7 protein-coding genes are annotated in these 14,017 nt (G+C 33.6%); all 7 read left to right on the forward strand.

Features of this window, described 5'->3' with window-relative positions; all coding sequences use genetic code 11:
- Positions 1-118 precede the first annotated feature (118 nt).
- Positions 119-568: a hypothetical protein gene (locus tag ASD98_RS10630; protein ID WP_056204063.1), complete on the forward strand. Its 450-nt coding sequence runs from the start codon at positions 119-121 to the stop codon at positions 566-568.
- A gap of 318 nt (positions 569-886) precedes the next feature.
- On the forward strand, positions 887-2,563 hold the full coding sequence (asnB, locus tag ASD98_RS10635; protein ID WP_056204066.1) for an asparagine synthase B: 1,677 nt from the start codon (positions 887-889) through the stop codon (positions 2,561-2,563).
- A 312-nt stretch (positions 2,564-2,875) separates the two neighbouring features.
- Positions 2,876-4,492, forward strand: a complete 1,617-nt coding sequence (gene asnB / locus ASD98_RS10640; protein WP_056204069.1) for an asparagine synthase B — start codon at positions 2,876-2,878, stop codon at positions 4,490-4,492.
- A 205-nt stretch (positions 4,493-4,697) separates the two neighbouring features.
- Positions 4,698-7,433, forward strand: coding sequence for a pitrilysin family protein (locus tag ASD98_RS10645; RefSeq protein WP_056204071.1), 2,736 nt, complete (start codon positions 4,698-4,700; stop codon positions 7,431-7,433).
- A 346-nt stretch (positions 7,434-7,779) separates the two neighbouring features.
- The gene (gyrB, locus tag ASD98_RS10650) at positions 7,780-9,720 is read left to right on the forward strand and encodes a DNA topoisomerase (ATP-hydrolyzing) subunit B (protein WP_056204073.1); all 1,941 of its coding nucleotides are present in this window, start codon (positions 7,780-7,782) and stop codon (positions 9,718-9,720) included.
- 104 nt (positions 9,721-9,824) lie between these two features.
- Positions 9,825-10,760, forward strand: coding sequence for a malate dehydrogenase (mdh, locus tag ASD98_RS10655; protein ID WP_056204076.1), 936 nt, complete (start codon positions 9,825-9,827; stop codon positions 10,758-10,760).
- Positions 10,761-10,987: 227 nt separating this feature from the next.
- Positions 10,988-13,978 carry a protein translocase subunit SecDF gene (gene secDF / locus ASD98_RS10660; RefSeq protein ID WP_056204079.1) on the forward strand — a complete coding sequence of 997 codons (2,991 nt, stop codon included), beginning with the start codon at positions 10,988-10,990 and terminating at the stop codon, positions 13,976-13,978.
- The last annotated feature ends 39 nt before the right edge of the window (positions 13,979-14,017 follow it).

Consider the following 14,017-nt stretch of genomic DNA (forward strand, 5'->3'; position numbering starts at 1 on the left):
TTTTTTAGCCATGAGTTCGTGAATTTTTTGGAGTAAATTCGTGAATTCGTGGCTATTTTTTTGCGACACCAAAAAAACCTTTGCACCTTTGCACCTCAGAACCTCAGTACCTTTAAAAATGACTTTCAAACAAAAAATACATTCTCATTATTTACAAATGGTCCAAGACCGAATCGATGTTTTTAAAGACATGATTTCGGGATTGACAGAAGATTCTAAAAACGATGCCAAAGGTTCGGCGGGCGATAAGCATGAAACAGCTTTGTCGATGATGCATATTGAACAGGAAAAACTAACCAATAAATTAAAAGAAGCGATAACTCAAAAAGCAGTTTTAGATAAAATTGATTCTTCTAAAAATACTGAAAACATTATTTCCGGCAGTTTGGTAAAAGCAAACGGAATCTATTTATATGTAAGTGTGGCGCTCCCAAAAATTGCAATTGACGGAATTAATGTTATTGCGCTTTCTCCACAGTCGCCTTTAGGAAACCATTTAATGGGGAATAAAGTTGGGTTTCAGTTTGAGATTAATAAAACGCATTATACAATAGAAAGCGTTGAGTAGTTTCGACAATATTGCGAAAAATCATTATTCAATTCAGTAATCTGTCTTAGCTTTGAAATATCTTTAATGATTCTGAAGTATCTCAAAATTTAATTCAAAGAATTCTTTAAAACCTTCTATTTTACTCACATTTTACCTTCAAAATTGAAATTTATAAGTTTCGGGCATTTTTTGATGCTTAAATTTTACAATTAATATGTAAAAATGATTTTATGATTGTAATTTGTAACTGAAATAGCTATTTGTGTTTTTCAATTATAACTAATACTTCATCTTTGCCCTATCAAAATAAAATTTAAAAGTTTAAAATATAAAATTATGTGCGGAATTGTATGTGCCTTTGATATAAAGCAAAAAGCCGAAGCCTTAAGACCTCAAGTATTAGAAATGTCAAAAATCATTCGTCACCGCGGACCAGACTGGAGCGGAATTTACAGTAATGATAAAGCAATTCTTTCTCATGAGCGTTTGGCTATTGTAGATCCGGCTTCAGGAAAACAACCTTTATTTACAGAAGATAAAAAATTGGTTTTGGCTGCAAATGGTGAAATTTACAATCACAGAGACCTGCGTAAACAATTCGAAGGAAAATATAACTTTCAAACTGAAAGTGACTGCGAAGTTATTTTAGCATTATACAGAGAAAAAGGAGTAAGTTTTGTTGATGAACTAAACGGAATCTTTGGTTTTGCAATTTATGACGTTGATAAAGATGAGTATTTTGTAGCTCGTGACCACATGGGAATTATTCCATTATATATTGGTTGGGATCAGCACGGAACTTTTTATGTAGCTTCAGAATTGAAAGCATTGGAAGGATATTGTACAAAAATTGAATTATTCCCTCCAGGACACTATTTATCAAGCAAAGATGGTGAATTTGTACAATGGTACAAAAGAGACTGGGTTGATTATGATGCAGTTAAAGATAACGAAACAAGTATTCCAGAAATCAAAAAAGCTCTGGAAGCAGCGGTTCACAGACAATTAATGAGTGATGTTCCTTACGGAGTTTTACTTTCAGGAGGTTTAGATTCGTCTATTACTTCGGCTGTAGCCAAAAAATTTGCGCAAAAACGTATTGAGTCAGATGATACTACAGATGCTTGGTACCCGCAATTGCACTCTTTTTCAGTTGGATTAGAAGGTTCTCCTGATTTAGCAGCGGCACAGGTTGTTGCAAAACACATCGGAACCATTCACCACGAAATTAAATTTACAATCCAAGAAGGTTTAGATGCCGTTCGTGATGTAATTTACAACCTGGAAACGTATGATGTAACTACAGTAAGAGCTTCAACTCCAATGTGGTTAATGGCGAGAGTTATCAAATCAATGGGAATCAAAATGGTTCTTTCCGGAGAAGGTGCAGATGAGTTGTTTGGAGGATATTTATATTTCCACAAAGCACCAAATGCTAGAGAGTTTCACGAAGAAAACGTTCGTAAATTAAGTAAACTTCACATGTATGATTGTTTACGTGCCAACAAAAGTTTAGCAGCGTGGGGAATCGAAGGGCGTGTTCCTTTCTTGGATAAAGAATTTATGGATGTTGCCATGCGCATCAACCCACAAGATAAAATGATCAACAAAGAGCATCCAATGGAAAAATGGGTGGTTCGTAAAGCTTTTGAAGATATGCTTCCCGAAAGTGTTGCATGGAGACAAAAAGAACAATTTTCTGATGGAGTAGGATACAGCTGGATCGATACTTTGAAAGAAGTAGTAGGCAGAGAAGTTTCGGATGAACAATTGGCTAATGCGAGATTTAAATTCCCGTTACAAACGCCAACTTCAAAAGAAGAATATTACTATCGTTCTATTTTTACAGAACATTTCCCAAGCGATGCTGCAGCATTATGCGTTCCTCAGGAAGCAAGTGTCGCTTGTAGTACAAAAATCGCTTTAGAGTGGGATGAAGCATTCAAAAACATGAACGATCCTTCTGGTAGAGCTGTGGCAAGCGTACATGACGATGCCTATGTAAAAGCATAAACAAGTTTAATTATTAGAATTAGTATATATATTGCAGAAAGACGTTCTTACTTTAAGAACGTCTTTCTTGTCTAAAATTGTTAAATTCTATATTTCAGTTCTTTATAAAAATATTTCGGCAATTATTTAACTTACTTTTTTTATATTTGGCATTCCCCAAAAAAGTTAAATACCTGAGATTTTAGTATCGAAAATGTAGGAAAGCAAAAAATAATATTTAGTTTTGCTTTCAACAGAAAATTTTAATGATTTTTTAATGTTCGGCTTATTCTAAGTCTGAAACAGAAGAATAAAAATAAAAAATAGAATAGTATGTCTGGATTATTGGCCGTTATTGGTAAAGGAAAAGACCCGCAGCTTGTAAAAGAACTTTCTAAAAGAATGTCGCATCGCGGCCCTGATGAAAGTGATTTACACATTATGGAAAATGGCAGTATACTTTGTCATGAAAGTCTTTCAATTATCGATTTAAAATCGGGGAAACAGCCTATTCAGGGAACAGATAAAGCCTGGATGGTTCACGACGGTGAAATTTATAATTATCAGGAATTAAAAAACACAGTTTTAAAAGATCATTCATTTAGAACAAATTCTGACTCAGAAGTAATTGTGCATTTGTACGAAGAATTCGGATATGATTTTTGTAATAAACTAGACGGCGATTTTGCTTTCGTAATAATCGACGGAGACAAATATATTGCAGGAAGAGACCCAATTGGTGTAAAACCTTTGTATTATGGTTTAGATGAAAGAGGAAGAATTTATTTTTCTTCGGAAATGAAATCAATTGCAGATCAATGTAAATCATTTTCTACTTTTCCTCCGGGGCATTATTATACAGCAAAAAGCGGTTTTGTAAAATATTACCACCCAGAATACGAAGATCATAAAAACGCGACTCAGCCACTTGATTTAGATTTAATTCGAGAAGCATTAATTGAAGCAACCCGCAAACGATTAATGAGTGAAGTTCCCGTTGGAGTTGTACTGTCTGGAGGTTTAGATACATCCTTAATTTCATCAATAGCTTCTAGATTATTAAAAGAAAGCGGTAAAAAGCTGCCATCTTTTTCTATCGGATTAGATGCCGATGCTCCAGATAATGTTTCAGCAAGAAAAGCAGCTGAATTTTTAGGAACAGATCATCATGAAGTACATTTTACGGTTGAAGAAGGTGTGGCGATTTTAGAAAAAGTCATTTCGCATATTGAAACCTACGATATCATTTCGGTTCGTTCAGGAGTTCCAATGTATTTATTATCAAAAGCAATAATTGATAAAGGAGTAAAAGTGATTCTTTCAGGAGAAGGTGCCGATGAAATTTTTGGAGGTCATTTGTATTTTAGAAATGCGCCTTCTGCAGAAGAATTTCAGGATGAAACCATAGAAAGAGTTCAGAAGTTATTTACGGCCGATTTACTGCGTGCTGATAAGACTACAATGGCAAATGGAATAGAAGCCAGAATTCCGTTCTTAGATACAGATTTTTTAGATGTTACCATTCGAATTAAAACCGAAGAAAAACAGCCTAAAACTTATGAGGGAATTGAAAAATACATTTTAAGAAAAGCTTTTGATACACCAAATGATCCTTATTTGCCAACAGAAGTTTTATGGAGACAAAAAGAACAGTTTTCTGATGGAGTTGGATATAACTGGGTTGATGAATTAATCGAATATTGTGCTTCGCAGGTTACAGATGAACAATTGGCCGGTGCAAGTGCAGAGTTTCCTTATAATACGCCAACAACAAAAGAAGCGTATTATTACAGATCAATTTTCCATAAATATTATCCGCAGGTTAGTGCGGCGCAAACTGTTCGTAAATGGATTCCGAAATGGCAGGAAAATCTTGATCCAAGCGGAAGAGCAAATGCCGCTCACTTGCAAGGAAACTTTGAAAGTGTAAAAACCGGAGTTGCTGTTTAAGATAAAAATTCCAATAAATAAATTCCAAATTCCAATTTGGAACTTAAAATATAAAAAAAAGCCGAAATGCATTCAAAATGTAGTTTCGGCTTTTTTTATGGTTTCCCGTAAATTGCTAAAAGTAAGTTAATAAGAATAAAACGTATTTCAGAAAAATACTATATTTGATTACCATGAACAATTAAATAATCCTTAAATACAATTTATGAAAAAACTATTTCTAAGTGGAATTTTATGCTGCTCATTAGTTTCATTGGGCTCTGTTTACGCACAAAAAACGGAGACACCCAAGTATATCACTAATGTCGAAGGTGTCAAAGAATATTCTTTAAATAATGGATTAAAAGTTCTTTTAATTCCAGATGCTTCTCAAAGTAATATGGTAGTCAATATTGTTTACAATGTTGGTTCCAGAAATGAAGGATATGGAGAAAAAGGAATGGCACATTTATTAGAGCATATGCTTTTTAAAAGCACTAAGAATTTAGGGGATATTAAAAAGATGCTTTCAGATAAAGGAGGAAATGCCAATGGAACCACTTGGTTAGATAGAACAAACTATTATGAAATTTTTCCGTCAAGCGATGAAAACCTAAAATGGAGTATCGAAATGGAAGCTGATCGAATGATTAACTCTACTATTTTGCAAACTGATCTTGATAAAGAATTTTCTGTAGTTAGAAATGAGTTTGAAATAGGAGAAAATAATCCTGACGGCGTGTTGCAGGAGAGAATTCTTTCTTCGGCTTATGTGTGGCACAATTACGGAAACAGTACCATTGGAAGTAAAGAAGACATAGAAAGAGTAAAAGCAAATACACTTCGTGTTTTTTATGAAAAATATTATCAGCCAGACAATTCAACCTTAATAATTGCAGGTAAATTTGATGAACAAAAAGCATTGCAATATGTTGGGCAGTATTTTGGAACAATTCCCAGACCAAAAAGAGTTTTAGATAAAACTTATACAATAGAACCTGCTCAGGATGGTGAAAAATATGTAGAGCTTAAAAGAGCGGGTGACAGCAAAAATGTTGGCGCTTTATATCATACTGTATCTTATGCAGATAAAGATTATGCTGCAATTGATGCTTTAGGAGAAATCTTAACTGCAGATCCATCAGGCTATTTATATAAAACATTAATCGAAACACAAAAAGTGTCAGGTATTTATTTTTGGCAGCCTTCGGTAAGAGACGCAAGTTTTATCTATTTTGGAGTTGCAGTTCCTAATGATAAAGATGTATATGCAACAAAAGATATTGTAAGAAGCGAGCTGGATAAAATAGCCACAACTAAATACACCGATCAGGATGTCGGCAGAGCAAAAGCAAAAATTATCAAGCAAATAGAAGCAGTAAAAAATAATACTATTTCGTATGCTATTAACCTGACCGAAATTATTGGTGCAGGAGATTACAGACTTGGTTATTTATACAGAGATGCAGTTGAGAAATTAACAAAAGAAGATATTCAAAGAGTTGCTGAGAAATATTTTAGAGCTAACAACAGAACAGTTGGTATATTTATTCCATCTAAAGATGAAGTAAGGATTAAACCAATTGAATATACGGATGAGCAGTTGTTAGCACTTACAAAAGATTATAAAGGAAAAGCTTTAGAGAAAGAAGCGGCACCATTTGAAGCTTCGATTAAAAATCTAAAACAGAATTTTGTCGAAGGAAAATTAACGAATGGTATAAAATACGGGTTAATCAAAAAAGAAATAAAAGGCGGAAAAGTTCAGGCAAGTTTTAAATTTCCGGTTAGTAATGAAAAAGATTTAACAGGTAAAAATGATATTGCCGGAATTTTGGCTCAATTATTAAAAACAGGAACTAAAACGCAGACTAAAGAGCAAATTCAGGATAAATTAGATCAGTTGAAATCTTCAATCAATTTTAATTTTTCAAGACAAACATTATCTGTTAGTGTTAATACATATAAAGAACACTTTAAAGAAGTAATGGGAATTTTAGCAGATTTATTAGCTAATTCGACTTTCCCTGAGAATGAATTGACTAAAACAATCAGTGAATATAATACGTATTTGGAGTCTAACTTAAACGATCCACAGGCTGTTGCATTTACAGAAATTTCGAGAGTGACTACAAAATATCCAAAAGGAAATATTTTTTATACACCAACCATTCAGGAACAAATTGATGCCTTTAAAAAGATAAAACAATCTGAAATTGTCGATTTCTATACAAATGTTTTAGGCGGAAATAATGGAATAGGAAGTGTAGTGGGAGATTTGGATGCAAAAAGTACTGGAGAGATTTTAGAAAATACATTTGGAAAATGGAATTCTAAATCAAAATATGAACTTGCTTTGCCAACTTATTTTGAAACACAAAAATTAGATAAAGATATTATTACGCCAGATAAAGAAAATGCCGTTGCTTTAGGCAGAATCAGTTTTAAAATGGATAGAAAAAATCCAGATTATCCGGCATTTGTTATGGCAAATGAAATGCTAGGAAGCGGTGGTTTTTTAAGTGCCAGAATTCCGATGAGGTTGAGAGAAAAAGAAGGTATTAGTTACGGTGCAGGTTCTTTTATCGATGTGCCAATTACAAATGATGCGGCAGCCTGGAGTTATTATGCTTTCTTAAATCCTACGAAAAAAAATGCCGTTGAAACAGCTGCAAAAGAAGAAATTGCAAAAGCATTAAAAGACGGATTTACAGCAGAAGAATTGAAATCAAATATGATTAGCTGGCAAAATGAAAGAAAAACAAGATTAGGGGTTGATAATACTTTAATGGAGTTAGTAAATACTTATTTACAATACGGAATCGCTTTGGATGATTATGATGATCTTGAAACTAAAGTTAAAGCTTTAAAAGTTGATGAAGTAAATAAAGTATTGAAAAAATACCTGACTTTGGATAAAATGACCTCTGTTTATGCTGGGGATTTTAATAAGAAACAATAGAAAAGGGAAATTCTAAATTTTCAAATTCCAAACTCCAATTTTGAAATCATTAAAACCGAAATGCATTTGTATTTCGGTTTTTTTATGCTGCTTGTAAAGTCTGGAATTTAAGAAAAATCGAATTTATTGACTTTTGAAATTTGATATTTTTTATGTTATTCCTATTTTTAGAATTTGGAATTTATGAAAATTGGAATTTAAAGTTCGCTTTTAGATTTATTTTTTGGTTTTTCAGACAATTGTGTTAATAACTTAAGTGCTTTAAGTCGGAATTTTATGGGTATATAGTCTGCGTTTTTATATATTTGCGTGTTAGACAATAAATACATTTTTTAGAATAAATTATATGAGCGAAGAAATCAAGAAGAACAATTATTCAGCAGATAGTATTCAGGCATTAGAAGGAATGGAGCACGTAAGAATGCGTCCATCGATGTATATTGGAGATGTAGGGGTTCGAGGGCTGCATCATTTGGTTTATGAGGTTGTTGATAACTCTATTGATGAGGCGATGGGCGGACATTGTGATACCATTGGGGTTGCAATTAATGAAGACGGTTCGGTAACAGTTGAAGATAACGGACGTGGTATTCCAGTTGATTTACATAAAAAAGAAGGAGTTTCTGCACTTGAGGTTGTAATGACTAAAATTGGTGCCGGAGGTAAATTTGATAAAGATTCTTATAAAGTTTCAGGAGGTTTACACGGCGTTGGGGTTTCAGTTGTAAACGCACTTTCTGTTCACATGAAATCTACTGTTTTTAGAGACGGTAAAATCTACGAACAAGAATACGAAAGAGGAAAATCATTATATCCGGTAAAACAAATCGGAGAAACAGATAAAAGAGGTACACGTCAGACTTTTTATCCTGATAATACAATCTTTACACAAACTACAGAGTTCTCTTATGATACATTGTCAGCTCGTATGCGTGAGCTTTCTTTCTTAAACAAAGGAATCACAATTACGTTTACAGATAAAAGAGAAGTTGATGAAAAAGGCGAATTTAAAGTTGAAGTTTTTCATTCTGATGAAGGGCTTAAAGAATATATTCGTTATTTAGACGGAAACCGTGAACCAATTATTTCACACGTTATCAGTATGGATAATGAAAAAGGTGAAATTCCGGTTGAAGTTGCCTTGATTTATAATACAAGTTACACAGAGAATATTTTCTCTTACGTAAATAATATTAATACACACGAAGGAGGAACACATTTACAAGGTTTTAGAAGTGGTTTAACAAGAACCCTTAAAAAATATGCAGATGCCTCTGGAATGTTGGATAAATTGAAATTCGAAATTGCGGGAGATGACTTCCGTGAAGGATTAACGGCTATTATTTCGGTAAAAGTTGCTGAGCCTCAATTCGAAGGGCAAACAAAAACAAAGCTTGGAAACAGAGAAGTAGTTTCTCCGGTTTCTCAGGCAGTTGGAGAAATGTTAGAGAATTATTTGGAAGAAAACCCAAATGATGCCCGAATCATTATTCAAAAAGTAATTTTAGCAGCTCAGGCACGTCACGCAGCGAAAAAAGCACGTGAAATGGTACAGCGTAAAACCGTTATGGGCGGCGGCGGATTACCAGGAAAATTATCGGATTGTTCTGAACAGGATCCTGCAAGATGTGAGGTTTATCTAGTCGAGGGAGATTCGGCTGGTGGAACAGCAAAACAAGGCCGTGATCGTAACTTTCAGGCGATTTTACCATTGCGTGGTAAGATTTTGAATGTTGAGAAAGCGATGCACCACAAAGTATTTGAAAATGAAGAGATTCGAAACATATTTACAGCTTTAGGAGTTACCGTAGGAACTGCAGAAGACAGTAAAGCATTAAATCTTGAAAAACTAAGATATCATAAAGTAATCATCATGTGTGATGCCGATGTCGATGGTAGTCACATTTCTACCTTAATATTAACGTTCTTCTTCCGTTTCATGAAAGAACTGATTGAAGAAGGTCACGTTTATATTGCAGCACCGCCTTTATACTTAGTTAAAAAAGGAAATAAAAAAGAATACGCCTGGAATGACGTTCAACGTGATCAGGCGAATGAAAGAATGGGAGGAAGTGCAGCGATCCAACGTTATAAAGGTCTTGGAGAGATGAACGCGGAGCAGTTATGGGAAACCACAATGGATCCGAACTTCCGAACTTTGCGTCAGGTAACTATTGATAGTTTAGCTGAGGCTGACAGAGTTTTCTCAATGTTAATGGGAGATGAAGTTCCGCCACGTAGAGAATTTATCGAGAAAAATGCCGTTTACGCAAATATTGATGCATAATAAAAATTAACCTTCAATTCGTTTAATTGTTTAAATTTACTTAAACGATTAAACGAATTGTCGTTTATAAAATAAATTAATTAATAACCGATAAAGTATAAAATATGAAAGTTACCATTGTAGGAGCAGGAAATGTTGGAGCTACATGTGCAGACGTTATTTCTTATAGAGGAATTGCAAGCGAAGTAGTGTTGTTGGATATTAAAGAAGGCTTTGCCGAAGGAAAAGCGTTAGATATTACGCAATGCGCCACTAATACAGGTTTTAACACAAAAGTATCTGGTGTTACTAACGATTATTCTAAAACTGCCGGAAGTGATGTGGTAGTTATTACATCAGGAATTCCGAGAAAACCAGGAATGACAAGGGAAGAATTAATTGGTATAAATGCAGGAATTGTAAAAACAGTTGCTGAAAATGTATTGAAATATTCTCCTGATACTATAATAGTTGTAGTTTCGAATCCAATGGATACTATGACTTATCTAGCTTTAAAAGCTACAGGTTTGCCAAAAAACAGAATTATAGGTATGGGAGGAGCTTTAGATAGTTCTCGTTTTAGAACGTATCTTTCTCTAGCTTTAGATAAACCTGCAAATGATATTTCGGCAATGGTAATTGGAGGTCACGGTGATACTACTATGATTCCTTTAACTCGTTTAGCTTCATATAACGGAATTCCGGTTTCGCAATTCCTTTCAGAAGAAGTATTACAAAAAGTTGCTGCTGATACAATGGTTGGGGGTGCAACCCTTACAGGGCTTTTAGGAACATCTGCATGGTATGCTCCGGGAGCGTCTGTAGCCTATTTAGTAGATAGTATTCTAAACGATCAAAAGAAAATGATTGCATGCTCTGTTTTCGTAGAAGGAGAGTATGGACAAAATGATATCTGTATAGGAGTACCGTGTATAATTGGTAAAAAGGGTATCGAAGAGATTGTAGATATTCATTTAAACGATCAGGAAAAGGCTTTATTTGCCAAAAGTGCAGATGCGGTTCGCAGTATGAATGATGCTTTAAAATCGATTTTAGTATAATAAAAACAGGAAAAAAAGGAAAAGGCTGCACTTTTGCAGTCTTTTTTTTGAGATTAATTAATAAATAAATTGGTTAATGTTTTCGTTAATTATATATTTGCTCGATTTAAAAAAAATGTAGTAATTCGTGATCTCGATTTTTTAGTTTTAAAAACTCATGTCAGGGCTTATTTTTAGGGGATTTAAAACCAAAAACAAACATAAAACATAATTAATTTTTAGTAATAATGCAGAATAAAGGACTTATTAAATTTTTCGCAATTCTATTTGCATTGGTAAGTATTTACCAACTATCTTTCACTTTTGTGGCAAATAATGTCAAAAGTGAGGCTAAAGCTTTTGCAGGAGATAATCCTGATAAAGAGCTAAAATATTTAGATTCTATTGGTAAAGAAAAAGTGTTTAATCTTGGTTTTACTGACTTCACTTATAATGAAGTAAAAAACAAACAATTAAATAAAGGTCTTGACTTAGAAGGAGGAATCAACGTAATTCTTCAAATCTCAGTTAAAGACGTTTTAAAAGGATTAGCAAACAATTCTAAAAACCCGGTTTTTAATAAATCATTAGCTGATGCAACTGCAAATTTAGAAGGAAATAAGACCTATTTAAATAAATTCTTTGAAGCTTTTGAGGCAAACTCAAACGGAACAACAAAATTGGCTTCGCCAGATATCTTTGCAAACAGAAGTTTACAAGGTGAAGGCGGTATCGATTTCCAAATGACAGATGCACAAGCTCAAAAAGTAATCAAAAGAAAAGTTGATGAATCTATCGAAAGTGCTTACAAAGTATTAAGAGAGCGTATCGACAAATTTGGTGTTACACAGCCAAATATTCAAAAATTAGGAGAAACAGGAAGAATCTTAGTTGAGCTTCCGGGTGCTAAAGATGTTGACAGAATTAAAAAATTATTAGGTGGAAAAGCTCAATTAGAGTTTTGGGAAACTTATAAAATTGAAGAAGTTGGTAACTTCTTAGTTGCTGCTAACGAAGCTTTGAAGAAAACTGAAGTTAAAAAAGTAGAAACTAAAACGGTTGCTAAAGATTCATTGAATGCTTTATTAACTGATGCTAAAGATTCAGTTGATACTAAAAAAGGAAACAATCCTTTATTTGATAAAATGATTACTCAAGGTGGAGGTCCGGTTTTAGGATACTTCGCTACAAAAGATACTGCAACAATCAATGCTTATTTCAAAAGACCAGAAATCAGAATTTTATTGGCTGCTGATCAACATAATGCAAAATTTGTTTGGAGTAAACCAACTACTGTAAAAGATCCTAAAGCAAAAGATTTAGCAAGTGCTAAAGATATTGAAGCAGTTGAATTATATGCTTTAAAAGGTAACAGAGATAACGTACCAGCTATGAGCGGTGGAGTTGTAACTGATGCAAAAGATACTTTTGATCAAATGGGTAAACCAGCTGTTTCTATGCAAATGAACAGCCAGGGTGCTAAAGTTTGGGAAGAATTAACAGGAAGAGCTTTCTCTCAAAAAGGTTATATCGCTATTGTTTTAGATAACATCGTATATTCTGCACCAGGTGTTACAAGTGGACCTATTGCCGGAGGAAGATCTGAAATTACAGGTTCTTTTGATGTTGCTGAAACTAAAGATTTAGCTAACGTATTAAATGCAGGTAAATTACCGGCTTCTGCAGATATTATTCAATCTACTGTTGTTGGACCATCTTTAGGTCAGGCTGCAATTGATGCAGGTACAATTTCATCTGTATTAGGATTCTTATTAGTTTGTGTTTGGATGGTATTTTATTATGGTAAAGCTGGATGGTATGCAAACCTTGCTTTATTATTGAACTTACTTTTCTTATTCGGAATTATGGCAAGTTTTGGTTTTGTATTAACATTACCAGGTATTGCAGGTATTGTATTAACATTAGGTACTGCGGTAGATGCGAACATTATTATATATGAAAGAGCAAAAGAGGAATTGCGTGAAGGTAAATCATTATCTGAAGCTGTAGCTGCTTCTTACGGATGGCATGGTGCAATGCGTTCTATCATTGATGCAAACGTTACTCACGTTTTAACTGGAGCGATCTTATTTATCTTCGGAACAGGACCAATTAAAGGTTTTGCTTTAACATTACTTATTGGTATCGTAACTTCATTGTTTACTTCTATCTTTATTGCTAGAATTTTCATTGATAGAAATATTGCTGGAAAAGGTGATTTAACTTTCTCTACAAACATTACTAAAAACTGGTTTACTAATTTCCATTTTGATTTTATTAAAATCAAAAAATTCACTTATATCTTCTCTTCAATTGTTGTTGTTGTAAGTTTAATATCTATCTTCTTCGTTAACGGATTAGATGAAGGTGTGGATTTTGTTGGAGGTAGAACTTTCCAGGTTAAATTTGAAAAACCAATTGATGCAACTGTAATTTCTGATGAATTATCTGCTGCATTTGGAACTCCGGTTGAGGCTAAAATTTTAGGAGATGATGATCAATTGAAAATCACAACTAAATATAAAATTAAAGAAGATGGTGTTGCTATCGACGAAGAAGTAAACCAAAAATTATACAAAGCATTACAAAAGTATTATCCAAATACTTCTTATGATAAATTCATCAACTCGTTTGACGGTAAAAGAGTTGGAGTTTTACAAGCTTCTAAAGTTGGGGCTTCTATTTCTGAAGATATCAAAACAAACTCTTACTGGGCAGTTCTTGGAGCGATGGCAGTTATTTTCTTATACTTAATGATTTCTTTCCGTAAATGGCAATATTCATTAGGTGCGATTGCAGCTGTTGCGCACGACGTAATCTTTGTATTAGGAATTTACTCTTTATGTTATAAATTCATGCCATTCCACATGGAAATGGATCAGCACTTTATCGCTGCTATTCTTACTGTAATTGGTTACTCTATGAACGATACTGTAATTGTATTTGACAGGGTTAGAGAGTTTATCATCGGAAACCGTAAAGGTAGTTTTGAAGATATCGTAAATGCTTCTATTAATACTACATTATCCAGAACATTGAATACTTCATTAATGATGATCATTGTATTATTAACAATGTTTATTTTTGGTGGAGAATCAATCAGAGGATTTATCTTTGCAATGTTAATTGGTATTATTGTAGGTACTTATTCTTCATTATTTATCGCTACGCCAGTATTGGTAGACACGATCTCAAGTGACGAAAAACATACAATCGAAGACAAGCACAATAAAGCATAATTATTTGCTTAAATTATATTAAAAAGATCCAGTGAAAGC

Origin of the sequence: Flavobacterium sp. Root186 (genome assembly GCF_001428525.1) — a bacterium.
Lineage (GTDB): Bacteria > Bacteroidota > Bacteroidia > Flavobacteriales > Flavobacteriaceae > Flavobacterium.

Excerpts from the sequence above, each read along its gene's own strand:
- ASD98_RS10630 (WP_056204063.1), top strand. The coding sequence starts at position 119 with ATGACTTTCAAACAAAAAATACATTCTCATTATTTACAAATGGTCCAA.
- asnB (WP_056204066.1), top strand. The coding sequence starts at position 887 with ATGTGCGGAATTGTATGTGCCTTTGATATAAAGCAAAAAGCCGAAGCC.
- asnB (WP_056204069.1), top strand. The coding sequence starts at position 2,876 with ATGTCTGGATTATTGGCCGTTATTGGTAAAGGAAAAGACCCGCAGCTT.
- ASD98_RS10645 (WP_056204071.1), top strand. The coding sequence starts at position 4,698 with ATGAAAAAACTATTTCTAAGTGGAATTTTATGCTGCTCATTAGTTTCA.
- gyrB (WP_056204073.1), top strand. The coding sequence starts at position 7,780 with ATGAGCGAAGAAATCAAGAAGAACAATTATTCAGCAGATAGTATTCAG.
- mdh (WP_056204076.1), top strand. The coding sequence starts at position 9,825 with ATGAAAGTTACCATTGTAGGAGCAGGAAATGTTGGAGCTACATGTGCA.
- secDF (WP_056204079.1), top strand. The coding sequence starts at position 10,988 with ATGCAGAATAAAGGACTTATTAAATTTTTCGCAATTCTATTTGCATTG.